The sequence below is a fragment of the Paraburkholderia sp. UCT31 genome (assembly GCF_014397655.1).
Taxonomy (GTDB): domain Bacteria; phylum Pseudomonadota; class Gammaproteobacteria; order Burkholderiales; family Burkholderiaceae; genus Paraburkholderia; species Paraburkholderia tuberum.
On record NZ_VZQP01000006.1, the window covers coordinates 201,952 to 225,430 of the forward strand.

The window sequence follows — 23,479 nt, forward strand, 5'->3', positions numbered from 1 at the left end:
TAAGCGCGGTTTTCCGGCATGGCTGCACGTACGACTGCGCGGCAAGCACCGCATCGTGTGCACGCCGTCCGGGCCGGAAGCCGTAGCTATGCTCGCTGAAGGTGGGATCCAGAACCGGCTGCAGCACCTGCAGCAGAGCCTGCTGGATCAACCGGTCCGTTACCGTCGGGATACCAAGCTCGCGCGCGCCTCCGTCCGGCTTCGGAATCGTCACCCGCCGTACGGGCTGGGCCGGTACGTCCCCTTCAGCAGTTGTTCACGAATCGCTGGCCACGCCGTCACCAGATGGCGCGCAGTCTGGTCAACGCTCAGACCATCCACGCCAGCGGCTCCTTTGTTGCCCCGCACCCGTTTGAACGCCCGCTTCAGGTTCTCTCTCGTCAACGCCGCTTCCATCAACGCTGACCCTGTGCTCCCGGGTTCATGCCGCGGGCAGCCGGCTTCGTCGCTCACAGGTACATGCGCAGCTTCACCACGCGCTGCTCCCGCTCGCCCCGTTTGCACGGGCATCTGACGCATTGCCTGCCGCATCGGCATATCCCTGAACACTCCTTCCCGTTCGGTCCTTCGTCACCAGCTTCAGCCTTGCCGACCTGTCCTGTGACTACTACGACCTCGGCTGACTTCTCGCTCCGGTTCGACACCGTTGCCCTTTCAGGCATGAGGCGAGATCTCCCCAGGTAAGAAAGCACTCCTTCACCGCACAACCGCCGGATTTACGGCACCAATCCTTGACCACAAGAGCTTCGCAGATTCGTGCCCGCTCGCCCTGATCGGTGCCGCCTCATATCCGGTTCTTGTCCATCGGCTCACGGCTTTGCTCCACGCTTCCTCCCCACGCTCGGTCACCCTTACGCAGTTGCGCTTCACTTCATTCGCTGTGGTCAGCTTATGGGAGGACTTGCACCTCCAGGAGTGCGCCCATGCTGGGCGCACACGAAAAACGGCCCGGGCGCACTTGCGCTCGGGTCGTCAAATCCAGACCTTTCCGTTATACCGTTCGATACCTCAAAAAAGACCTTAACTGAACGGCATTACGGCTCAATGCCGCTTTTTTTGTTGGACGGTGACACTGGAAAAATGCACCTGAAAATGAGATAGGCAGAGCAATTGTGAATATCTGTCAAAACAGTTTTATCTCAATTTAAAGTCGTTGACCGTGTCGCGTTTTAGATGGTTAATTCGTCGGATGTGTCTGGAAAACAGCAGAGGTCAGATGGAACAACAGAAACTGAATGAAACCGGGGACAAGGAAGAGTGCGGGCTTTGCCGTATCACTTATTCAGTCTACTCGAACTTCCCGCCAATGCCGTCGGCAATGGCGCTGAATGCCGAAACCGGCGAATGGTTTCCGTTCGACACGCTGAAGTCGTATGCAACCGGTTACGAGATGGCCGAAGCCTTGGGTTACGCGTGGGCGTGCGATTGTCGCGGACGCTCCCCTAATACCGTGCAGAAAAAAGGCCCGTTATCGCGCTACGGCGCAACGCCCTGGCCGGTGCTTCCGCAGTCGTCCATCTGTCTCGAATGCATGATTCACGCTGCCGGGCAAGGCGCGATGACCCTGGAGCGCTGATGATTCCCGCCTCTGTCAATGAACAGCTTCGACAGTATGGGGAACGGCACTACAGCGGCCGCGTGCTGGCGCTAGTGGACGGAATCCAGTACGAGCAGCATACCGGCCAGCAACTCACGCCCGAAGACCACATGACGGTTTCGCTGTTCGCGGGCACGAACGACATGGCACTCGCACACGCGGGGCCGTGGCTGGTTGATCCGAAGACGGCGCGCGACCATCTTGCGGACCTGGGCGAACTCGAACAGGCCCGCCCTGGCGTGATCTGGCTGATTACCTCAGAAAGCCTGGAGAGGCAGGCCGCAAAGCTGCGCCCGTACCTGAATACCGGCATACCGAAAGGACGAGCCGCCCTGCTGCGCTTCTGGGACCCCAGGGTGCTGCATGCGCTCAATGCGGTATGCCACGGCAAGAGCGAGCGCGAGCTTTTCAGGGCTGCCGACGCGTGGCACTACCTCAACGAACGACAACGGCTCACCATCAACGACAATGGAATTTACTGAAGGGCAATGGGCGCTTCTGAAAGCCTCTGAAGACCGTAACTATGTGGACTTTATCCGTGGTCATATCGTGCGCGATTATCCCGCGCTGGCCAATGATCCGACTTTGCGCGACCGGCTTAATGCGGCCTTCGCGCGAACAAAGTTGCTCCGCTTCACGCATGACGTGCCGATAGTCGATTTCCTGTATGTGGAAGCAACGACGCCGGAGTTTTACAGCATTCCGGCGGTCATAGCATGGCTGTACAAATCAGGCGTTCCGGGTGAACAGCGATTCGAAGTGTTGATGCAGGCAACGGGTAAAAGGCAACAGGAAATGAAGGAGAAACGGTGATGGGTATTCCATTCCCGGCGACGCTCGCACGCGCAGCAAACGCAATGGCGCATGCAATGCCTATGCCTGTTCCGGTCCCCACCGCCGCACCGTCTGCTGGTCCCGCAGGCAGCAGCGGCACTGGTGCGGGTGCAGACGGCGGATGGGACGAACTGCCGCGTGACCGGAGCCGCGAACGCGAAAGACCGTGCAAGTGCCCCCCCGGAGAAAGGCGCACTGGTGCGAAAGAACCACAGCATGAACCCTGAGCCGCGACGATACCAGGCGCGCATTACCGGCTTCGAGTATGCGATAGCAACGGACGGAAAAGGCCGTGAGACCGCCGAAGGCTGGAATATGGAATGGGACTGGCTTGACATAGACTTTGATGGGTTTCAGCATTCCCAATGTCTCTTGCAGGAAGCCAAGGGAAATTACGATCAATTTTTCAAAGAAAATAAGGAATTGAAATTTCCGTTTAAAGGATTCACAAAAATGCAGGAGCAAATAGCAAATCAAGGAGAAGCTGTTCGCGCCAATCCGCCGAGCAGATTAATGTGGTACTTTGAGACACCGTAAACGCGAGCTTACATGATGAACACACTTCGCCAGTTTGGCGTGCCTTCGGTCCATCAACCGTGAGTGATTATCGTGAATTTACTTGAACAACATCGGGATCAAGCTGCCGCACCAAAAGGCGCATTCGAATTTCATCTTCAACGCATTAAAGCCATTGTCGACTTTATTGCAACCAAGGACGAAACCTTGGGTGGGAACTGGTATCTCGCAGGAGACACGCAACAAGATGCACTTCAATATGAGGTCTTCGCCAATGGAGCAGCGTCGAAGGCTGCTATAGATGTTTTGAAGGCAGAGTATGGACATGGGAAAAAAATTGATCGACCGAAAGTCATAGGCATATGGAACGGAAGACAAACTGACGGCGCGACCGCCATCATGTCCTTAATGATCGACACAGGAGTTATTTCCAATAACATCGAATTGTCTCTGGATGAGAAAGCGAATGGTCTTTCGCGGCTAGGCAATTACAAATCCGTGGCCGAAGTTGTAGCCAAAGTGGCTGAGCTTTATCGCTCGCTGTATGTGACGTTCGGGCCGCGCGCTTATCAGGATCAACAGGTCTTTGATGACCGCTTAGGCGTAAGCTGGATGCTCTACCTACCGCACGCTCTCGCGCCGGCCCAGGTGCCGGAAGCGCGCGACTTAATCCCTGTCATGCGCGATGGCAGGCAGCAAGGCACGATCATCGTCAGCGTGACGGATGAAGTCTTTGATGTGAACAACCGGGAGCACGTCAAGGCGGCTAACGATATCGAAATCCGCCTCGCCGATCAGGACCTGTTGCCGCGTTTCGTTGATCTCTGAGTTCGGCTCGCTATCCCCGCTTCGGCGGGGACTTTTTCTGCGAAGAGGCCCGCTACTGCGCGGGCCTTTTGCCGTTACGCCTGATTCCAGCGATTGGGCCTCAGGGGCGATCCACCACGATGCCACTTGCGCCGTTCTGTTGCGATTTTCTCCAGCAACTGCAACACCTCTTCGCGGTTGCCGGCTTTATCCGCCTGTTCCATAGCGGCCCGGTATTCATCAGGCGTCGGCTCGACACCATCACAGCACCGGTTCACCACCACCGTAAGCGCATCCATCGGCGGGCCGACATACCGGGCACGCAACGATGACATCGCATCATGCGTGAGTTGGGTCAGATCGTCGGTCTGCAACACGGCGACGCTGATTCTCAGCACGGGTTCCATCCACGCAAGCAATTCTGACGAATGCTGCTTTCGCACTTCGAGCGAACGAAGATTGTCGTAGCAGCGCTTCCTGTTGTTATGGTCGAACGTGGCGGGCGCGAAACGATACGTGAACTCGGTTCGCGTCCATCCGAGGTACTCACGCACACTGGAGACATTTGCACCCAGCCTCATTTCCCTGCCTCCAAAAGGCAGAAAAAAACCCGCACACGAAGGTGCGGGCACTACCACACACGTCGCAGTCCGGGGATGGGACCTCGACGCTTTACAACGCGATGCTATCCATCCAGGGTGGCTGCGGACGTGCGCGGGCGCTGCGCACCAGTCAGCACATTTCTCCCTTCCGTTTTGCACCGGTTTGTGCAGGAACGAAGCGGTCTTATGCTTGTGCTGGCAACTCGAAAGCGACGCATTCCGTTTCGAGGGTCGTTTCGTGCGATGTCGTCGGGAAAGAGTATGTCGCGGCGTGTTCTACGATTGCATCGCAACAGAAAGTACGTCGTAGTGAGACGACAGGTCCTGGCCGGACAATCCTGGTGGACAGACCGCGCCCTCGCGCTTGCCGGTCAGTAGCTCTGTTCGGTAATAACCCGGGCCACTGTTTCCAGCGACCGGCGCAGCGTGGCCAGATCGACGGACCCAATCGCGAGGCGGATGGCGTGAGGTACATGCGTCGATGTCGCGAACGGCAGGGCCGTCGACACTGAAATGCGCTCACGCATCAGCGCCATCGCAATCGCGTCGGCGCGGACTTCCTGCGTCAGGGGGATCCAGATGAAGTACGACGCTGGATGGCTCATCGTCTTAAGCTTGCCGAGCCCTTCGGCGGCAAGGATTTGGCGCGTCTTCGCATCCCGCCGCTTCTCGTCTTCGAGCCGGGCCACCGTGCCGTCGTTTATCCAGTTGCAGGCGATTGCCGTCATGGTTGCGGGAGTGTTCCACGTCGTGGCCCGGATTAACCGTTCAAGCCTGGGAATCCATTCGCGTGGTGCGCAGACGAAACCGACGCGCAGACCTGTCGCGACACTCTTCGACAAGCTCGAGACATAGATCGTCGTCTCCGGAGCAATCGATGCCAACGGCGGCGGAGCATCTTCTGCGAGGTATGCGTAGGCCCCGTCCTCGATGAGGATCAGTCCATGCTGTCGAGCGATACTGACAAGCTCGCGGCGCCGCCGCGCGCTCATTACCCAGCCAAGAGGGTTGTGCAGCGTCGGCATTGCGTAGACGAGCGGACTTGCCGTCATTTCGCTTGAAAGAATACGGTCACGAAAACGCGGAAATTCCCCGACGCAAGGCCGCGGTCAAACAGGGGCTCGCTGGCGTTCTTATACGGTTCCCACGTAGCTATCAAATGCGGTCACGAGATGCTGGATCGCCTGTTCGAGGTCATCTGCCGGCGTTTCAAAAGACTGATTCAGTGGCATCGCTTCCCTCGACGTCAGGGCTTCCAGCAGTGTGGCGGTCATCTCATCGTAGCGATTGGCCCTTTCCCGGTCATGTGCGTCCGGTTCCCCGCTCCGAAGGACTTCGATCACCGCGGCGGCGCCGCAAACCACCCGCACCGCGACGGTCAGGTTCCGCAGTTGTTCGAGCCGCGCAGATCGCCGCTGGCCCTCCAGGAGCATACGTTCTCTCGCAACTTCAAGCCGTGAGCTGGCCAGACCGGCTTCGCGTTGGAGGCGATCGAGGGTGGCGGTCGATCCTCCAGCCATCCGAAGCGCGGCGGACGCGAATGCCATGTTGGCCGAAATCGCGGCTGAGATCACGGCATTCAGCGCGTTACTCTCCTTTTGCGGCCAGAGAAGAAAGCTCGCCGCCACGCCTACGCAGGCACCGACGAATTCATTGGTAAGACGAGCGACAATCAGTCCCTCCGCCGGATGGATGAAATCCGACATCAGCATGAACATCGGCGTCAGGAAGACAACGAACAGACCGTAGTTCACCAACCTCAATGCGACGGTCACCGCGGCGAGCGGCAAGATTGCCAATGTCACCGCAACCGGACCGGACAGACTCGTCAGAAGAACAGCGGCGATCGTTCCGCCGATGAGGCTGCCGCATGCACGCTCCAGCACGCGCAACCATGTATTGGCGGAAACCGGTTGGGTCACGACGATTGCAGCGATCACGCCCCAGTATGCAAACGTGACACTGAGCGATGTGCCGATCATGAAAGCGAGCACCGATGCGACAGCCACCCTCAGCGCATGGTCCCAGACCAGCCTTTCAATCTTGACCGCGCGAGCGGCGGCAGGCGTGGGCGTCTCGGGGTCCATTGCGAGCGCGTGTCGCCCGTCCGCGAGCCGAGCGATGGCCCTTGCCGCAAAGGCAACGGCGCTTGCCGTTTGGTCCGTCCGTTCAGCCGTCTGCCGCAACAATGCGTGTGCTTGCGCTATCAGCGTATCGGGAATGGGCAGTTCTTGCTGTGCCTGCGCGGCCACGCTTTGCAGCAACTGTCGGAGGCCCTGGAGCAATTGCCGCGATCCATCGTCGTCGCCAATCGCTGCGTTGCGTCGGGCATGACCGATTGCGATCAGCGTGGAAAACACCCTGCCCGCGGCATCGACGCCCGGCCCGAGATCAGGGCCGTTGCGAACATCATGCGCCGCCAATGCCCTGCCGCGCTCGATCGACATGCGCACCCCGCGGCGATAAACGGTATCGAACTCGGTCCAGCCCTGCACATCCATTCCAGGCCGCGAATCCAGCGACTCCAAAAAACCAGCCATGTCCTCGAGCCTGCCGAAGATCGTCGCGAGCGTGAAGCCCGCGGACTGTGGGAACGGGACGGGCCAGAGGAAGATGCAAAACAGCATGGTCCATGCTGACCCGAGCAGAAAATAGCCACCGTGAGCGAGTGCAGCGGCAAGCGGCTCGGGCGACGCAATTCCGATCACGACCGCGAGCGAGGCAATCAACCCCGCCTGCGCCGGCATAGGCCCGAGCGAGGGCTTGTAGGACCGTGTCAGTCCACAAAGGAAGACCAGGACAAACAGGGTGACAACGCTGACGGCATAGCCCCAATGCGCGGCATAGGACGCCAGCGGCATGACGACAACGCCCATGGCCGTGAAGATGGCCATCGCCTTCAGGCGCTGTGACCTGGACCCTTGCGGATCGCAGAGACAGTTCCAGAACGCCGCGACGGCTCCGAAAGCGATATCCGAACGACCGAGAATCGCCGCGGCACAGAGCATCGGCGCCATCGCAAGCGCAGCGTGTATCCCTTCCGCAATCCCGATGCGCTCGGGCGTTATGGCGAAGACATGACCTTCAGCCCGCAAGGTCCGACGGCTTACCAGGGATACGAGCTTTCCTATTATTGTCATCGCACCTTTGCTGCTCACGAACGTTGATTGCTGGACGACAAGGCCCAGGAAATTGGCGTCCCCCGGATTCACGCTGCCAGCGCGCTGAGATAGCCGCCGACTCCGCGCTGTGAACGTCTGCTTTTCGCATATGCGACTGGCGGCAATGGGGCTCGTCTGCCGCTCTAGCTGGACACTCGGGCGTCCGGTCCGCCCCAACAAGCCGCCAGTCGCCCGCGACACTCACTTTGCATTGTCGGTTGTTGCGATTATCCGCTGAGCACTGCCCGCGCCAAGTCCGAACGCCCACGCCCTGTGATCACGACTCGAAATTCACGCGGTCCAAGACCATCCCGAGCGCGAGTCGCGAGGTACCCCGACGCCGGATTCGTCGTCTACGCCGAGAGACCTGGCGTGCCAACCGTCAGGCGATTCGGGTTCTTTTGCGTGGCTTGACAATCCTTTCGACGGCGCCGTCTGTGACGTCCTTGAAGAGTGCGGCGTTGCCATAGGCCCGCGCGGCCAGCATCGCACCGTAGACCAACGACACGAGCGTTGCGGCCTCAGCCTGAACCGATGCACCCAGTTTGAACAGGTTGCCCCTCGCGCCCGACTCGAGCACGTGTTCGAGCCACGCAGTGAGGTTCTCGAAATGCGCTCTCACCTCGCGCGCTACTGCTTCGGGCAATGCCGGGAGCTCAGCGCCAAGCATGCCGGCTATGCAGAAGGTGGCCGGCCTGGTTTACGTGGCTGCATTCCAGCCGGATGCCGGCGAAAGCCCGATGGATCTGACAAAAAAAATGCCGCCCGCGACCAAGGCGATCAAAGCAACCGCAGACGGCTACCTGTATCTCGACCAGGCCCAGTTCCATACGGATTTTGCCGCCGACGTACCCACCGCCGAAGCGAAGTTCATGGCGATCTCACAGGTGATGCCGGCCGCCCAGTCGTTTGGCGTGCCGATCACAAGCCCGGCATGGAAAACGAAGCCGAGCTGGGCAGTCGTCGCGACGGCAGACCGCGCAATCAATCCCGATCTCGAACGTTTCATGACCAAGCGCGCCGGGAGCACCACGGTCGAAATCAACTCGAGCCACGTCCACTGGTTAGATTTGATGCCATGTCCCTCCCCAACGTAGCAAGCGGTCATGTGGATCTATACTGGGGTACCTGGAGGCTTCGATGGCTAATCAAGACAGACTGCATCCGCTACGTCCGCTCCTGAAGAATTGGGTTTGGGAGCATGGCCGAATCGGTACCCGATATCTGGACTGCACCGATGGCGAAATCAAGTTTGACGAAGGCAAGAAGTCGCGCTTCGCGGCCGAAGAATACATTCACGTGCCGCTCGACAAGGATGCTGACGACGATGCGCCTGTGGAAGGTCCTGCGATCCAGGAAGCGGGACTCGCCCGGTTTTTGAGGGCAGCGCAGTTAGGCAGGCCCGAGGACGCCGGCACTATCGTGGAGGTCCAGCGCGCAGTGCAGGACTGCATGGAACTCGGCCTGTTCAGCGCATATCAGTTGAGCGCCCAGCAGGCCGCCGCACGCTATGCGCAAGAACCCATGTTCGAGGATGAAATCCGCGCTGCGGTTGTCGACGATATCCGACGTATCTACGCGGGCATGCGCGAGCAATTGGCGCTGTACGATTTCAGTGTGCTTTACGGCTTGCCCACGCCCCTGCTCATCAGCGAGGCGCCGTTCATCGACTGGCGCGTGCGCGCTAGTCCGGCCCTTCCGTTTGTCTCGCTTCCTCTTGGGCCATACTGCCTGCTGGTGGGTGCGCCGTCGGGCAGGAGCAGCCGAATTGGCCCCGTGGTCTGGAAGTCCGCCGCGGCAATGGGCCCGTTGAAGGACCACAACCGCCAAATCGCGGAGCACGCACGGTTGTGGCTGGTGGCGACCACTGATGACCAACTCGTCGCGGTACAAAGCCGCTTTGCTGATGCCAGGAGCCCCAGGCCAGAGGATGCGAGGCCCTGACTGAAGTCGGCGGGAAACGCGTTGAATCGTTCGTGCTTCTGGAGACGATTTACGGACGTCCGCTCCCTGAAGCCACGAGTGTCACGCTGGGTCGATATCCACGCGGCCTTCATAAGCAGCGGAATACACCCGCGAGCAGGGGTCGGCCCCGTCAAGCCCCCCGTCGCGCGTGCCAGCCTCTGAAAGTCGCGATCGCGTATCCTGGCAGGTCAGTCCTTAGCCCACGCCGCAGCCATGGCGACGGCAAAGTCCCGATAGGATCTCGGTTGCCGTCCCAGCAGCGTCGCCAGACGCTCGACGTGCGCGCTGGACGCGACCGCGCCGTCCTGCTGATACCGGCCCATCATGAGCCGCATGTCGTATGCGAGCCAGGCAGGAGCAACCGACTTGAGGCGCTGCTCAAGGACGTTGAGATCGTCGCCACCGTAGCGGACGGGACGTCCCAGCGCCTCGGCCCAGATCGAAACCACGGTCTGCGCATTGATCACGTCAGGACCGACGAGTTCGTACGTCTCGCCCGGCAGCGGGTTTGAGCCACGCTCGCGGCGCAGCAGTTCGCGCGCGGCAGCCTCGCCGATATCACGGACGTCGACCATGGAAATGCCTTTCGCGCCAATTGGCATGCCGTAGACGCCGTGCGAAAGCAGCGGGTCTTTCTGCCGGACGTCGTTCTGGATGAAATACGCGGGGCGCAGCACTGTCACCGGCAGGTCGAGGTGTTCGATCATGCGCTCGACCGTATGTTTGCTGGTGAAGTGCGGCACGTCGACGTATTCGGCGCCCTTGAACACCGACAGATAAACCACGCCTTTCACACCCGCTTCCCGTGCGACGCTCAGGGTCTGCACCGCCTGAGTCAGCTCGTCCGCGACGTTGGGCGCAAGCAGGAACAACGTGCTGACGCCGATCATCGCCTGCCGCACCGCGTCGACGTCGGACAGGTCGCCCTTCACTGCGGTGACGCCACCAGAAAATCGCGCTTTCTCCGGTGTGCGGGTCAGCGCGCGTACCTCGGCACCGCTGCCGCCCAGATGCTCGATAACCTGCTTACCGATCACGCCCGTGCTGCCTGTAACGAGGACTGCCATGGGTATCTCCTTGAAGTGGATGGGCTGGGTCCGCCCGTGAGACAAACAATAGTCGTTTCGCTCAATAGTCGAAAGTGCCAGAATTCATACACTTCGTCTCGTAAACGGAACGATCATGGATTTGACGTCGCTCGGCGATTTCAATGCAGTTGCACTGCACGGTGGCTTTGGGCCCGCCAGCCGGGCGCTCGACCGCCCCAAGGCCACCCTCTCGCGGCGCGTGGCCGAGCTCGAGGAAAGCCTCGGGGTCAGGCTGATCGAGCGAGGCTCACGCAGGCTGCGTCTGACAGAAGAGGGCGTTGCACTCCATGAACGCACGCGGGGGCTCATGGCTGAGATTCAGGAGGCGGGTGAAGCGCTCGCCTCACGCGCCCCGGTGGCGCGCGGGCGGCTGCGCATCAGCGCGCCTGTCGTTTTCGCGCATGTCGTGCTGTGCCGGATCGCTGCGCGCTTTGCGCTCGCCTATCCGCAGGTCGAACTTGAGGTCATTGCAGAAGACCGCATCGTGGATCCGGTGGAGGACGGCTACGACCTCGTTATCCGTATCGACCCGGCGCATGGCGAGCAGCTCGTGGGACGGCGCATCCTCGGTGACGAGCGCCTCGTGGTCGCGGCGCCGGGCATGTCGATACCTTCGAGACCGGCACCCGATGCAACCGGGTTGGAGGTGCCGGCCGTTATGTCGGCCGCGGCACCATCAGGCGCGTTATGGCACATGCGAACGGAAGACGGTGGTGCGATAGCGATCAGGCCGATGCCCGTGTTGCGGCTGTCATCGTTGCTGATGGTGCGTGACGCGGTGCTCGAGGGCGTAGGCGCGGCGCTCTTGCCCAGATTGCTGGTTGAGCATGATGTGTCGACAGGAAGACTCGCCTGTTGGGGAAAGGCGGGCTCGCCCGTGGAAATCTGGGCCCTTTACAATTCGCGCCGGCTTCTGAGCGCGAAGGTGCGAGCGTTCATGACTATGCTGCAGGAGTTGCCGGGTCGGGAACGCAAATGGGGTGGCGCTAGCAGCTCCAATGATTCTCCGCGCCGCTAGCTTTCTCTGTGGTAGCGCGGCGACGTGGTCGAGCCGTCGAGCGGCTGCTTTCGGCGACATTGAGTGTCTCTAACGGGTCCCGGCTGCCGAACGCACCCCTGCAAGGGCGAAGCATGTATGCCAATGGCATGAGTCGGCACCCGGCCCCTTTCGGCTGTTCACCGGGGCACCGCCAGGACACTCGATTGGCCGTTTCACTTCGGAAGCCGGGCCTCCGGGATGGCGACGGGGCACGACGAACATCGGATCCCCACCAGTCACGGTGTTCCGAACCGCGATAGCGCGACTTTCACCTTCCAGGATTGAAACGAACTCTTTAGCCAACGTAGCGATGCCCAAACATCGGGCATCGCCTTCCGTGTCCGGTCCTTTATGCCTTCGCAGAAGGGCGGTCCGACATCTTGTCGTACCAGGTCTGCAGGGCATCGAATTCGGCGGGAATGCTCATCTTCATGGCGCCCGCCGCAAAATCGACGGTAGCCAGCGTTGTGATGTCAGCGGCGGAAAACTCGTCGCCTGCCACGAAAGGAACCGTCTTTAGACGCTCGTTGAAGTCGGCGAAGAAGTTGGCTACGCGCAGCTTGCTGCGCTCGACGATCTCTGGAATCTGTTCATAAGCATGCGGGCCCGACAATGCACGCCCCTTCAATCCGGCGACCGCGTTTCGCACGCCTTCCATCACGGCCGCAAATCCGTCGAGTTCGGCGCGCCGCTCCCACATCGCGATCAGCGCCTTCTCTTGCGGCGCCGTGCCTAGCAATGCGGCCTTCGTGGGATACGCGTCCTCGATGTAGCGCCAGATTGCAGGGACTTCGCCAAGCGCCGTGCCGTCTTCGAGTACAAGCGTCGGAACCTGTCGGCGAGGATTGATTGCGACGTACGCATCGGAGAATTGCTCTTTCGCACCAAGGTCCACAGCTTTCGTCGGAATCTCAATGCCTTTCTCGGCAAGAAAAATGCGGACTCGACGAGCGTTGGGAGAAGCCGTGGATTCGTAAAGCGTGAGATCGGTATTCATGTACTGGTCCAGTTCGATGAGAAGCGTTGACTCGCCCGCAAAGCAGTCGCTACGCAGGCGAGCATGTCAGGTCGCTTTAGCCTGCCGTCTTGCCGCCGTCGACCGTCAGGATCTGACCGGTGACGAACGCGGCGCCGTCGGCAGCGAGATAGAGCACCGCTGCGGCGATGTCGTCGGGCTTGCCGATGCGCGCGAGCGGCACCGTGGCGGCGAGCGCTGCCTTGTTTTCGGCCGTGCTGGTAAAGCGGTCGAGCATTCCCGTGTCGGTTGGCCCCGGCGCGACTGCGTTGACGCGAACACCCGTCGATGCAACTTCAAGCGCGGCCGATTTCGTGATGCCTTCGACGGCATGCTTGCTGCCTGCATAGACCGATGCGAACGCAGCGCCTTCGTGACCGTAAGTCGACGAGATGTTGACGATGCTGCCGGCCTTTTGCGCGGTCATCACGCGCAGTTCATGCTTGAGACTCAGCAGCGTTCCGAGGACGTTGGTGTCGAACGTGTCGGCATAACTGTCGGCGGTCTGCTCGACGACGGGCCCAGGCCGACCTTCGGTGCCGGCGTTGTTGACGGCCACGTCCAGCCGGCCGTAGCGGGCGACGGTTTGATCCACGAGGTTGCGGACTTCGTCGTCGCGGCGCACGTCCGCCTGTACGAAGTGTGCTTCGGCGCCAGCTACGCGAAGCTCTGCTTCAAGCGCTGCGCCTTCCGCAGCGCGTCGACCGGATACGACGAGCCGCGCACCTGAACGGGCGAACGCAAAAGCGGTTGCGCGGCCGATGCCCGTCAGGGCGCCAGTGATGAGAACGACGGGTTGGTTCATTTGAGGCTCCTGTCAGTGGGTTTCACGACACGTCGGTCGTATCGCGCTGCTCGGTGAGCATGACGGAGCTAACTTTAGGCGTCTCTTGCGGCCGTGAAAAAGACTTTCCAGGCTGGAGGGCATGCCTGGCAGGCATGTCGTACGGATCAGGGCGCCGAACGTCTTTCAGCACCTCGGGCATATTGCCGGAAACACGTGTTGCGCACGCACTCGTGCGTACTTTCGAAGCGGGCAACCGTTCGCTCAGACAGCTTGCCCATCACGGATTGCTACAAGAGGTCCCGAACCTTCCCGAGCTTGCTGCCGTCAGCACGCACGCTACAGCTATCGCGATGCGCAATTCGTGACGGCATCGCTCAGGCCTGCGTGGGACGCCGTAATCGCGAACGCGAGGCCGCCCATGAAGAGAAGCGCGTACCCGATGCGCGCCACGAGGACGGAGACGATCAGCAGCGGCAGCGAATGAACGCGCTCGGCGAGTGCGAGCAACAGCATCGATACGGCTGCCGCGCAATCGCCTGCACGAATTGCTCCGTAACACAGGCGTTTTAAAAGAAGGTTGGTCATGCCCCAGACAATCGCGAAGATCGTCGTGTTGCTCGCGTGCCAGGCGCGCACGCCAGGCGTCGCTCATCGCGGGCGCGGCGCTCGTCCACAACGTCTGAACGATCGCACGCGCCGCGATTCAGAAGGCGCGCGGCTGCGAGCACCTCAGAGCCTCGATCCGCCGTCGACGCGCAAGGTGTCGCCCGTTACCCAGCGCGCGTCGTCGGAGGCGAGGAACACAGCGGCGCCCGCGATATCGTCAGGCTGCGCGACGCGTTTGAGCGCCTGCATGCCCAGCGTGAAATCGCGGCCCGCGTCCGTTTTCGCGAAGTTCGACATGTCTGTTTCGACGACGCCCGGCGCGATCGCGTTGACACGAATGCCACGTTCGCCGAGTGCGGACGCAAAGTGGCGCACGAGCGTGTCGACAGCGCCTTTGGTCGCTGCATATGCCGACAGATTGTTCATGGAGGCGCGCGCCGCGAGCGACGACAGCAACACGACGCTGCTGCCGTCGCCCAGCACGGGCAGCAACTGCTGCACGAGGAAGAACGGCGCGCGCACGTTGACGGCGAACAGGTTGTCGAAATCTTCGACGGTCGTTTCTTCGATCGGCGCGGCCTTCGAGATGCCCGCGTTCGCGACGAGAATGTCGAGCCGTTCGCCCGTCAGCGAGCGCACGCGCTTCGCGAGTTCATGTGGCCCGTGCGCGTCGCGCAGATCGGCGGCGACCTTGTCGGCCTGTCCGCCTGCCGCGCGAATCGCCGCGACGACCGAGTCGGCGGCCTGCTCGGCGCTGCTGTAGTGGACCAGCACGCGCGCGCCTGCTTTGGCGAGCGCGATCGCCGTGGCGCGGCCGATGCCGCGGGATGCGCCCGTCACGAGGGCGGTCTTGCCTGTCAGGTTGGTCATGATGAAATTCCGTTCGATGTCGTGTGAGAGGGCGTTACGCCTGCGGCGCGTCCGCTTCCGAGAGGAACTGATCGACGTGCGCGGCGAAGCGCTCCGGGTACTGGTACAGCGAGCCGTGATTGGCGTCCGGATAGAGGATCAGCTGCGCGTTGGGGATGTGCTGCTGCAAGTGCCACGAGTTGATCGAGTAGATGATCACGTCGTTGTCGCCGTTGACGACGAGCGTCGGCTGTTTCAGCGCGTCCAGATAGTCGTACGGGTTCTCGCGCGGCGCGCCCCACTTCGCGAGCGCGGCGAGTTGCGCGGGCGCGACCTTGTCGCTGGCTTCGGGATCGCGGTTGTCGGCGCGCAGACGGAACCGTCCGACAAAGCCACGACCTGCCGCCTGGCTCGCTTCCGAATGCGAAAAGTGCACGCGCAGCCACAGGTCGTCGGGATTTGCATACGAGGCGCCGAATATCTCCTGTGCTTCCGGCGTGAGCGTCGCCATGCCTTCGCCGCTGCGTGGGCCCGTGCCGACGAGAATGACGCGGCGCACGAGCAGAGGCTTCGCGATCGCGAGTTCCTGCGCGATCAGTCCGCCCATCGAAAAGCCGAGCACGTCGACCTGCTTCAGTCCGAGCGCTTCGATGAACGCGCCGGCATTGGCGGCCATCTCTTCGATCGACTCCGGCACGGTGCCCGAGCTGCTCGAAATGCCGGCGTTGTTGAACAGGATCACTTCGCGGTTTTGCGCGAGACCGTCGGTGACGGCGGGATCCCAATGATCCATCGTGCCCGTGAAGTGGATGTTCATCACGAGCGGCACGGCACCGGGATTGCCGAAGCGGCGATACGCGAAACGGATGCCGTTGGCCTCGACGAACTGGGTCGGCGCGGTCTGGTGAGTATGGCGGGTCATGGCAGTTGTCCTTTCAGAACCGGTTGAAGTCGATGCGGCGCGGTATAGCTGAAACGTATGGGTGCGTCGGGCTTGTTGCGGGGGGCTGGCCGTCTGCGCTTCTTATCGCGCCGTATTGACAGGTAATGTAGGCGCGTCGAACCACGAAGAAAAAGACTTTATAAGCTGTGTGGCATGCCTGAAAGGCATGCCACGGGGGCTGGCTCACGACGCCGTGCGGCCGCCGTTCACGCGCAGCACTTCGCCCGTCATGAAGCCGGCCGACGCCAGGTACACGATTGCTTCGGCGATTTCGTCAGGCGTGCCGGCGCGTTTGAGCGGCACGGTGTCGAGAAACGCTGTCTTGCGCTCGGACGTCTGCGTGAGCCTGTCGAGCATCGGCGTTTGCACGGGCCCCGGCGCGACCGCGTTGACGCGCACGCCGGATGCAGCGGCTTCGAGCGCGGCCGACTTCGTCAGCCCTTCGACGGCGTGCTTGCTCGCGACATACAGCGACGCGCCCGCCGCGCCGCGCGCGCCCATCGTCGAGGACACGTTGACGATGCTGCCGCCGCGCTGCGCCGACATCGCGCGCAGTTCGTGCTTCATCGCGAGCAAGGTGCCGAGCACGTTCGCGTCGAACACGGCTGCATAGCGCGCGGTCGTCTGTTCGACGACGGGCGCGGATTCGCCTTCCGTGCCGGCCGCGTTCACCGCGATATCGAGCCTGCCGAAGCGCGCGACCGTGCGCTCGACGAGCGCCTGCACGTCGTCTTCGACGCGCACGTCGGCTTCAATGAACTCCGCCTGAGCACCGAGCGAGCGGAGCGTATCGGCGAGCGCTTGACCTTCGTCTGCTCGCCGGCCTGAGATCACGACGCGTGCTTTCGAGCGCGCGAAGGCGAGAGCGGTCGCGCGGCCAATGCCGCTCAATGCGCCCGTGACGAGCACCACTGTCTGTTCGTTCATGTCGGTTCCTTATGCGTGTTCTTCGATCGAATCGACACGGTCGGTGTAGAACGCGAGGCGATCACGGATCGGCTCGACGGCGGGATAGGGCGACTCGTAAGTCCAGATCGCATTGACGGCGCGCTCGCCGCCCGACGGGATCGAGAAGTACGCGGCATCGCCCTTGTACGGGCAGTACGTCGAATGGCCGGTGCGTTCGAGCAACGTCATGTCGACATCTTTTCTCGGGATATAGAGCACGCGCGGATAGTGCGCCTCACGCAGCGTCAGCGCGTCGCGCGTGTCGGCGACCGTGTGGCCGGCGACCTTGACCACGACGCGCGAAGGATTGCGCTCGATCGTGATCGGATGATCGGGGCCGGGAATCTTGACGGTTTTTGCTGTGTTGGAGGTGTTACTGGTCGACATGTTGTGACTCCTTGAATCAGGTGGTTTCGTCTGTCGACGCTTCGGCGGCAGCGTCGCTGCGGGCTGCGTCGTACGCGGAAAAGTCGGTGTAGGCGCGTTCGTCGCCGCCCCAGAAAGCGTCGCGCTGATACGGCGTGAGCGGCAAATTGCGGCGCAGGCGCTCGGGCAAATCAGGGTTCGACGAGAACCAGCGGCCGCTCGGCGAGACACGCACACCCACACGATCCGCGCCCCACACGGACGCGAACGCGTCCACCAGTTCCAGCGAAAAACGCGCGCGCTTTTCGATCGTGCCGCCATAGGCGTCGGTGCGTTTGTTCGTGCCGCCGTCCTACAGGAACGTGCCGGCGAGATAGCCGTTCGCGTTGTGCAACTCGACGCCGTCGAAACCCGCGGCTTTCGCGCGTTCCGCCGCGCGACGAAACGACTCGACGATGGCCGGAATTTCGTCGATCTCCAGCGCACGGTGCGGCGAGTTTGGCACCCAGCCGTTCCGCGTGAACACGGTGGTTTCGTACGGGACGACAGAGGGCGCAACGGGCGCATTGCCCCGGCTCAGATCGACGTGCGACTGACGGCCGTCGTGTGCGATCTGCATGAAGATATGCGCGCCTTTCGCGTGAACGGCGCCGGTGATCTTTTTCCACGCTTTGACGTGCTGGTCCATGTAAATGCCCGGCGCGCCGACATAGCCACGGCTGTCGTATGAAGGATGCGCGCTCTCGGTAATCAGCAGACCGCCTTGCGACGCGCGCTGCCGGTAGTACTCGACCATCATCGCGCTCGGGCTGTCGTCGGAGTCGGAACGCAGGCGCGTCATCGGTGCGTGTGCGACGCGATGTGACAGTTGCAGTCGTCCTACTGTGGTGGACGAGAACAGTTTTAAGTTTGTATCAGTCATTCCGGATGCCTTATCGATTGAAATGGATCGGGTCCATTGCCGTTCTAACGTGACTCAGAGCTTCGATCCGCCGTCGACGCGCAGCGTGTCGCCCGTGATCCAGTTCGCCCTGTCTGAAGCAAGAAAGCTCACCGCGCCGGCGATGTCGTCAGGCTGAGCGACGCGCTTCAAGGCCTGCAGGCTCAGCGCATAATCGCGGCCTTGGTCGGTTGTCACGAAGCTGGACATATCGGTCGCGACGACGCCGGGCGCGACGGCGTTCACGCGCACGCCGCGCTCGCCGAGCGCGGAAGCGAAGTGGCGCACGAGCGTATCGACTGCGCCTTTGGTCGCGGCGTACGCAGCCAGTTCGCCAACCGATGCACGCGCTGCCAGCGACGAAAGCAGCACGACGCTGCTGCCTTTGCACAACATCGGCAGAAGCTGCTGGACGAGGAAATAGGGCGCGCGCACGTTGACGGCGAAGAGGTCGTCGAAGCTTTCGACCGTCGTGTCTTCGATGCTCGCGGCGCTGGCGATGCCCGCGTTGGCGACGAGCACGTCCAGCCGTCCGCCGACGACGGCGCGCACGCGTCGGGCAAGCGTATGCGGGCCGTCGGCGGTGCGCAGATCGGCGGCGATTTTCTGCGCGTGGCCGCCGCTTGCGACGATGTCGGCGACGGCCGAATCGGCCGCCGCTTCGTTGCTGCTGTAGTGCACGAGCACCTGCGCGCCGGCGCGGCCGAGTGAGAGTGCGATGGCGCGGCCGATGCCGCGAGATGCGCCCGTGACAAGCGCGGTTTTTCCTGCGAGGTCATTCATGGCGAAGCTCCGTCTGGTTGATCGGCGGGCCGTCAGCGATAACAGGCAGGTATGGCTGCGAAACTGGGCCGCCGGCTTCCGCGCTGCTCGATGCGACTGCTGGCAGATAATCTAGCCATTGCTTGCGTAACGGAAAAAGACTTTGTAGGCTTGCCGGCATGCCTTGGAAGCATGGCCCGGAAGCATGGCCCGAAGTGGAGCGATAGAACGGAGCAAAACAGGAGAACGCATGGAGCTACGTCATCTGCGCTATTTCGTTGCCGTTGCGGAAACGGGCAGCCTCACCGTCGCCGCAGAACAGCGGTTGTACACGTCGCAGCCTTCGCTGAGCCGACAGATCCGCGATCTCGAGGACGAAGTTCGTGCGGAACTGTTCAGCCGCAGCGCGCGCGGCGTCGAGTTGACCGCGTCCGGCAAGGCTTTTCTCGACCATGCACGGCTTGCGCTAGCGCAGGTCGACGCCGCGATCGAAGCGGCGCGCCGTGCTGCGCGTCCCGCGAAGCAGGTTTTCGCACTCGGCTTTCTGACAGGCCAGGAAATGACCTGGCTGCCGCGCGCGATGCAGGTGCTGCGCGACGAGTTGCCGAACATCGACGTGACGGTGTCGAGCGGCTATTCGCCCGATCTCGCCGACGCCGTGGCGCGCGGCAAGCTCGATCTTGCATTCGTGCGCATGGAGCCGGGGCTGGATCTCGACTATCGCGTTGTCTATCGCGAGAAACTTGTCGTGCTGATGCCGAGCGATCATCGGCTGACGGCGAAGCAAGCCATTCATCCGTCGGACCTGCAAGGCGAGACGTTTGTGATGGCGTCGAACAAGGCGCGCGTGCTGCACGATGTGGTCGCGGGCTATCTGCACGAGAACGGGCTCGACCCCAAGCCGGAGCACGGCGTCGACAACCTGGCGATGGCCATGTCGCTCGTCGCTTCGACGCGCGGGCTGTCGCTGATGCCCGAGTATGCGATTAACCTGTTGCCGTGGTCGGTGGTGAGCCGGCCGCTGGAAGGCGAAGCGCCGACCGTCGATCTCGCGATCGGCTACAGTCGTTCGAATGCATCGCCTGTGCTTAAGATGTTTCTGTCGAGAGCGGATGAACTGATTGCCGCCAACTGAGTGAGGGAGAATCGCATGGACCGCCTCGCGGCGATCGAGATCGTTGCTGTGCAATGTATCCATTCGCAACCAGCGCGGGAACTGGCGGAAAGGAATGCGGCTCATTCCAGACCGGGATAGGTCCGAGGGACGTTTTGACTGCTTCCCGCCGTTTGCCATCGCGGCGTCGAGGAGCCCGTTGGCTGCTCCACCGGTTGAATCCGCCGCCATCTACGGCCGTTGGCTCGCGCTGTCACGCGGACATTCGAACGTCGGCTGCGCGAGCTACAACGGTCGCTCAAAGTGACTGCCCGCCGACTGGAACTGCACCGGACGCAACGTCGCTCAAACGCGACGCGATTTTCGTGCGCACTTTCTATTGGGCAGCAGCCGTCTGTTGGACAGCGCGGAGATCTGGCCCGCGCGCGATGATGCCGCCGGAAATCCTGATCGCCCCGTGCGCGTACACCGGGGCATTCAAAAACATCACCGACGGTCAGGTCGTCTCTGCAAATACCGACAACGTGCGATCCGCATGGCGATGAGCAAGCGGATTCACCTTCGGCGAAGCGACTAGGCTAACGCCCGGCTCGTCCTTCTCCTACACTCGGAAAGTTCCCGCGAGCGGCACGAAGAACCGGACGAAGGAGGAGGCTTTTCCATGGAGTTTCAAATCCGTGAGATCGACCACGTCGTGATCAGGGCCGCCGATCTCGATTCGAGACCCGGTTTTACTGCGATGTGCTTGGTTGCAGTGTGGAAAAGGAACAGGCGGATCTCGGGCTCATCCAGTTACACGCCGGGCACTCGCTGATCGATCTGCTGAAGGTCGGCGGAAAGATCGATCGCCCAGAGAGCGGTGCGCCAGGTGCGGGGCGCAATATGGATCATCTGTGCCTGCGCATCGAGCAACGGCCCGGTAAAGATACCGCCATTCCCCCTTGACGCGGATGTACGTCTAGTCCATCCGCCAGCTCTTACCCACCGGACGCTTGCGGCGGCGAAACGCTTTCTCCAGCACCGGCAACAGCGCTCGATGGCCCAGCGGTGCTCAGTCGAATGATCGATCCAAACGCCGCGCTCAGCCATCATGTCTTCAAGGTGCCGTAGGCTCAGCGGATAGGCCACTTACCAGCGCACGCAAGTCAGAATCACGTCCAGCGGATAATGCAGGCGTTTGAGCACTCGGGCCACCACCGGATTCATCGTCTTCATCGAGCTTTCAGTCGTTCATGTCGTTCCGCACATCATAGCGGACCGGCCTTACTGCAACAGAACCGCCATAGCTTACTGGCCGCCGAACGGTTTCTCGACCGTCAGCTTGGTGGTCACGGAGATGACGCCCGGGACGCCCTTGGTGATTTCGGCCACCTTGTCGATCTGCGATGGGTCGACGACCGTCCCGTAGAGGGTGACTGCACCACCCTTCGCGACGACACTGATGTTCCCGGCGTTGATCTCCTTGTGCTTCACGATGGCCGAATAGACCTTGCGGCGCAGTGCGCGACTGGCCGCCCGGTCCGATTTGGCCGCCGGTGCGGCCGACGCCGCCGTCGCGGCACCATTCGACGCCGCGCTCGCTGCGCCTGACTGCGCCGAGACGTGAACCGATGCCAGCGCGAGCAATATGCCGCCGGCCATCCTGAGTGCCATGTTGCTTGTGCTCATTCGATGCTCCGATTGTCGTGGTTCACGGGGTCAGAAAGCGTGACGGAAGCCGATCATTGCTGCGGTGCTCGACGTTCCTTCCGGAACCGGCGCAGCGTATACGATCGTCTGGCTCATGTTGCCCCGGTTGTTGACGTACCCGACCTGTGCGTAGGCGAGGGTGGTCCTGGACAGGTTATATTCGGCGCCCACCGCGAACAGATTCGACTGGTTGGAGGAAAAATTTCGGTCCCTCAAGTAATAGAAGCCCGACGTGACCTTGAAGAATGGGGTGAACTGGTAGCCGAGGCCAGCGGAGATCATCTCGAAGCTGTCTTGACTGCTTTTCGCCGGGTTCTTGCCCATGCCGTACGACGTCGACACGGAAACATTGTAAAACGTGTATTGCGCGCCAACGTACCAGAACCGGTTGTTGTTCAGGCCTGTCGCCGGGGTCACGGCACCGTTGGGCGCAAACGGGTTGGCATCGTGTCCGTTGTAGTACACCCCCGCCACGTTGAGGCCGTAGTTCGAATACTTGAGCACGGCCGACTCGCGCGTGCCGCCTTGAAACTTCCCGGCGACGCCGCCCGGCGCGTACTCGAGCGCAAGCGATGCGCCGTAGAATTTCGGCGACTGGTAGACGATCGCATTGTCGTCATACAGCGCGCCGATCGAGCCGTTCGTGCTGGTGCCCGGCCAGCCCGCGGCCTGGTTCAGGCCGAGCCACGCGGTCAGGATGCTGCCGAAGTATTGGGCGTTCCGTACGTCGGTGTCCGCCATCGCATAGATCATCGGCAGGATCTGCCGGCCCAGGTCGAGCGTGCCGTATGGACTCGACACGCCCACCGTCGTCTGCTGGTTGAACATCGCGGTGGCGGTCGGTGTGTCGGCCAATCCGGCCCTCCCGGTGGGCGTGTCGAACGACCCCTGCAGCTTGAAGTTGACCTTGTAGCCGCCGCCGATGTCCTCGGTGCCCTTCAGGCCCCAGAGGCTCGCATAGATGCCACCGTCCTTGAGCTCGTAGACATGCCCGAGATTCACCTTCGACTGAAAGTTGCTCGCGTTCGCGCTCTGATACAGGAACCCGGTATCGAGTATGCCGTACAGCGTCACCGACGATTGCGCGTGTGCTGCGCTCGCGAACACGACAAGCGCTGCAGCGCCACCCCACTTCGATTTCATTTCGGTCTCCTAGTTGTGTTGCAATCTCGGGACACTTCCGGCAGGCGTACGGCTAGTGCTGGAATGAAACTGGGCCGGGCGTTTCTACCGGCATCGAGTGGGCAGGAAGCAGTCCCCATGCTTAGATCGTGCTCCTCGATTCGGGCAGATGGCCCTGGGGCTGCTGGCGAGCGGTTCAAACAGTGACAGCAAGGCGCACCCTCAGCGGTTGTAGAGGCCAGTCAGGGTGGCCATGGCGAGCGTGTTCTGGTAGATCACGAAGCGCGCCACCGCGTTCGGCGGGTTGGCCGGCAGCTCCAGCTTGGGCACACCCAGCGCGTGCAGGGTGAAAATATAGCGGTGCGCCGGCAAGCCCTTGGGCGGGCAGGGACCGCCGTAGCCGGTGGCGCCGTAATCGTTGATGGCCTGAGTGCCGCTGGCGCCCAGGTCAGTGGCGTCGGGTGAGCCTACGCCTGCGGCGAGCTGGGTGACGGACGAATCGATATCGAACAGGATCCAGTGCCAGAAGCCGCTGCCGGTGGGTGCGTCCGGGTCGTACAGCGTCAGGGCGAAGCTCCTGGTGCCTGCCGGCGCGCCGTGCCATTGCAGCGCGGGCGAGCGGTTCTGGCCGGTTCCGTCGAAGCCATTGAACTCATGCACCAGTTGCAGCCGGTCCTGATCCCTGAATTCAGGCGATATCAGTGTGAAGATGCTCACGCCATTTCCTTT

Annotated in this window: 24 protein-coding genes and 5 pseudogenes; 10 read left to right on the plus strand and 19 right to left on the minus strand. The window is 61.8% G+C overall.

From position 1 onward, the window contains the following. Nucleotides 1–10: 10 nt before the first annotated feature. A pseudogene (locus tag F6X40_RS06840) lies at nt 11–537 on the minus strand (reverse transcriptase domain-containing protein); the annotation flags it as partial. A 679-nt stretch (nt 538–1,216) separates the two neighbouring features. On the opposite strand from F6X40_RS06840, the gene F6X40_RS42185 reads away from it, so the two are divergent. The 5 genes from F6X40_RS42185 (at nt 1,217) to F6X40_RS06865 (ending at nt 3,775) form a co-directional block, all read left to right on the plus strand. Beyond that, nucleotides 1,217–1,576, plus strand: coding sequence for a hypothetical protein (locus F6X40_RS42185; protein WP_262421397.1), 360 nt, complete (start codon nt 1,217–1,219; stop codon nt 1,574–1,576). Then, a complete protein-coding gene (locus F6X40_RS06850; protein ID WP_184070332.1) occupies nt 1,576–2,079 on the plus strand; it encodes a DUF4123 domain-containing protein in 504 nt (167 codons plus the stop codon). Before F6X40_RS42185 ends, F6X40_RS06850 begins: the two co-directional genes overlap by 1 nt. Next, entirely contained in the window at nt 2,066–2,410 is a 345-nt protein-coding gene (locus F6X40_RS06855) for a hypothetical protein (protein ID WP_187627236.1), read from the plus strand. Before F6X40_RS06850 ends, F6X40_RS06855 begins: the two co-directional genes overlap by 14 nt. A 159-nt stretch (nt 2,411–2,569) precedes the next feature. Beyond that, nucleotides 2,570–2,968, plus strand: coding sequence for a restriction endonuclease fold toxin 5 domain-containing protein (locus tag F6X40_RS42190; protein ID WP_316251792.1), 399 nt, complete (start codon nt 2,570–2,572; stop codon nt 2,966–2,968). A gap of 72 nt (nt 2,969–3,040) precedes the next feature. Then, nucleotides 3,041–3,775 (plus strand): immunity 52 family protein, encoded by a 735-nt coding sequence (locus F6X40_RS06865; RefSeq protein WP_187627237.1) that lies wholly within the window; start codon nt 3,041–3,043, stop codon nt 3,773–3,775. A 74-nt stretch (nt 3,776–3,849) separates the two neighbouring features. Here F6X40_RS06865 and F6X40_RS06870 read toward each other — a convergent pair whose 3' ends face one another. From F6X40_RS06870 to F6X40_RS06885, 4 genes and pseudogenes are all read right to left on the minus strand, one after another. Then, nucleotides 3,850–4,335, minus strand: coding sequence for a hypothetical protein (locus tag F6X40_RS06870; protein WP_187627238.1), 486 nt, complete (start codon nt 4,333–4,335; stop codon nt 3,850–3,852). 392 nt (nt 4,336–4,727) lie between these two features. Beyond that, nucleotides 4,728–5,390, minus strand: a pseudogene (locus F6X40_RS06875) (aminotransferase class I/II-fold pyridoxal phosphate-dependent enzyme); the annotation flags it as partial. Between the two features lie 99 nt (nt 5,391–5,489). Then, nucleotides 5,490–7,514: an FUSC family protein gene (locus tag F6X40_RS43180; protein WP_187627239.1), complete on the minus strand. Its 2,025-nt coding sequence runs from the start codon at nt 7,512–7,514 to the stop codon at nt 5,490–5,492. Nucleotides 7,515–7,899: 385 nt separating this feature from the next. Then, nucleotides 7,900–8,163, minus strand: a complete 264-nt coding sequence (locus F6X40_RS06885; RefSeq protein WP_262421390.1) for a hypothetical protein — start codon at nt 8,161–8,163, stop codon at nt 7,900–7,902. Between the two features lie 31 nt (nt 8,164–8,194). Here F6X40_RS06885 and F6X40_RS06890 point away from each other — a divergent pair, with 31 nt between their 5' ends. Then, entirely contained in the window at nt 8,195–8,614 is a 420-nt protein-coding gene (locus tag F6X40_RS06890) for an alpha/beta fold hydrolase (protein WP_316251793.1), read from the plus strand. Nucleotides 8,615–8,657: 43 nt separating this feature from the next. Continuing rightward, the gene (locus F6X40_RS06895) at nt 8,658–9,461 is read left to right on the plus strand and encodes a hypothetical protein (RefSeq protein ID WP_187627240.1); all 804 of its coding nucleotides are present in this window, start codon (nt 8,658–8,660) and stop codon (nt 9,459–9,461) included. A 209-nt stretch (nt 9,462–9,670) separates the two neighbouring features. Here the strand turns inward: F6X40_RS06895 and F6X40_RS06900 are convergent, their stop codons facing one another. After that, complete coding sequence (locus tag F6X40_RS06900; protein ID WP_187627241.1) at nt 9,671–10,549, minus strand: NmrA/HSCARG family protein; 879 nt, start codon at nt 10,547–10,549, stop codon at nt 9,671–9,673. 115 nt (nt 10,550–10,664) lie between these two features. Here F6X40_RS06900 and F6X40_RS06905 point away from each other — a divergent pair, with 115 nt between their 5' ends. After that, a complete protein-coding gene (locus F6X40_RS06905) occupies nt 10,665–11,588 on the plus strand; it encodes a LysR family transcriptional regulator (protein ID WP_184012337.1) in 924 nt (307 codons plus the stop codon). Nucleotides 11,589–11,958: 370 nt separating this feature from the next. Here F6X40_RS06905 and F6X40_RS06910 read toward each other — a convergent pair whose 3' ends face one another. The 9 genes and pseudogenes from F6X40_RS06910 to F6X40_RS06950 all read right to left on the minus strand — a co-directional run bounded on the left by F6X40_RS06910 (nt 11,959) and on the right by F6X40_RS06950 (nt 18,846). Further along, nucleotides 11,959–12,606, minus strand: coding sequence for a glutathione S-transferase (locus F6X40_RS06910; RefSeq protein ID WP_187627242.1), 648 nt, complete (start codon nt 12,604–12,606; stop codon nt 11,959–11,961). A gap of 76 nt (nt 12,607–12,682) precedes the next feature. Beyond that, nucleotides 12,683–13,429, minus strand: a complete 747-nt coding sequence (locus tag F6X40_RS06915) for an SDR family NAD(P)-dependent oxidoreductase (protein WP_184039500.1) — start codon at nt 13,427–13,429, stop codon at nt 12,683–12,685. Nucleotides 13,430–13,753: 324 nt separating this feature from the next. Then, complete coding sequence (locus F6X40_RS41820) at nt 13,754–14,047, minus strand: hypothetical protein (RefSeq protein ID WP_222946013.1); 294 nt, start codon at nt 14,045–14,047, stop codon at nt 13,754–13,756. Between the two features lie 93 nt (nt 14,048–14,140). Next, nucleotides 14,141–14,887 carry an SDR family NAD(P)-dependent oxidoreductase gene (locus F6X40_RS06925; RefSeq protein ID WP_187627244.1) on the minus strand — a complete coding sequence of 249 codons (747 nt, stop codon included), beginning with the start codon at nt 14,885–14,887 and terminating at the stop codon, nt 14,141–14,143. 34 nt (nt 14,888–14,921) lie between these two features. Continuing rightward, nucleotides 14,922–15,788 carry an alpha/beta fold hydrolase gene (locus F6X40_RS06930; protein WP_184070360.1) on the minus strand — a complete coding sequence of 289 codons (867 nt, stop codon included), beginning with the start codon at nt 15,786–15,788 and terminating at the stop codon, nt 14,922–14,924. Nucleotides 15,789–15,992: 204 nt separating this feature from the next. Then, nucleotides 15,993–16,736, minus strand: a complete 744-nt coding sequence (locus F6X40_RS06935; RefSeq protein ID WP_184070362.1) for an SDR family NAD(P)-dependent oxidoreductase — start codon at nt 16,734–16,736, stop codon at nt 15,993–15,995. Between the two features lie 9 nt (nt 16,737–16,745). Continuing rightward, nucleotides 16,746–17,144: a DUF427 domain-containing protein gene (locus F6X40_RS06940; RefSeq protein ID WP_187627245.1), complete on the minus strand. Its 399-nt coding sequence runs from the start codon at nt 17,142–17,144 to the stop codon at nt 16,746–16,748. Nucleotides 17,145–17,160: 16 nt separating this feature from the next. Then, nucleotides 17,161–18,045 (minus strand): annotated as a pseudogene (locus F6X40_RS06945) (hypothetical protein). Nucleotides 18,046–18,099: 54 nt separating this feature from the next. Continuing rightward, a complete protein-coding gene (locus F6X40_RS06950) occupies nt 18,100–18,846 on the minus strand; it encodes an SDR family NAD(P)-dependent oxidoreductase (RefSeq protein ID WP_187627246.1) in 747 nt (248 codons plus the stop codon). 229 nt (nt 18,847–19,075) lie between these two features. Between F6X40_RS06950 and F6X40_RS06955 the strand changes: the two genes are divergently transcribed. Continuing rightward, complete coding sequence (locus F6X40_RS06955; RefSeq protein ID WP_184039479.1) at nt 19,076–19,960, plus strand: LysR family transcriptional regulator; 885 nt, start codon at nt 19,076–19,078, stop codon at nt 19,958–19,960. A 640-nt stretch (nt 19,961–20,600) separates the two neighbouring features. Next, nucleotides 20,601–20,848: pseudogene (locus tag F6X40_RS06960) on the plus strand (VOC family protein); the annotation flags it as partial. Here F6X40_RS06960 and F6X40_RS06965 read toward each other — a convergent pair. From F6X40_RS06965 to F6X40_RS06980, 4 genes and pseudogenes are all read right to left on the minus strand, one after another. Beyond that, nucleotides 20,826–21,154: pseudogene (locus F6X40_RS06965) on the minus strand (DDE-type integrase/transposase/recombinase); the annotation flags it as partial. The pseudogenes F6X40_RS06960 and F6X40_RS06965 overlap by 23 nt on opposite strands. A 72-nt stretch (nt 21,155–21,226) precedes the next feature. Continuing rightward, on the minus strand, nt 21,227–21,592 hold the full coding sequence (locus F6X40_RS06970) for a BON domain-containing protein (protein ID WP_262421391.1): 366 nt from the start codon (nt 21,590–21,592) through the stop codon (nt 21,227–21,229). A 45-nt stretch (nt 21,593–21,637) separates the two neighbouring features. After that, the gene (locus tag F6X40_RS06975; protein ID WP_187627247.1) at nt 21,638–22,771 is read right to left on the minus strand and encodes a porin; all 1,134 of its coding nucleotides are present in this window, start codon (nt 22,769–22,771) and stop codon (nt 21,638–21,640) included. A 201-nt stretch (nt 22,772–22,972) separates the two neighbouring features. Then, entirely contained in the window at nt 22,973–23,467 is a 495-nt protein-coding gene (locus tag F6X40_RS06980; RefSeq protein WP_187627248.1) for a YbhB/YbcL family Raf kinase inhibitor-like protein, read from the minus strand. Between the last annotated feature and the right edge of the window lie 12 nt (nt 23,468–23,479).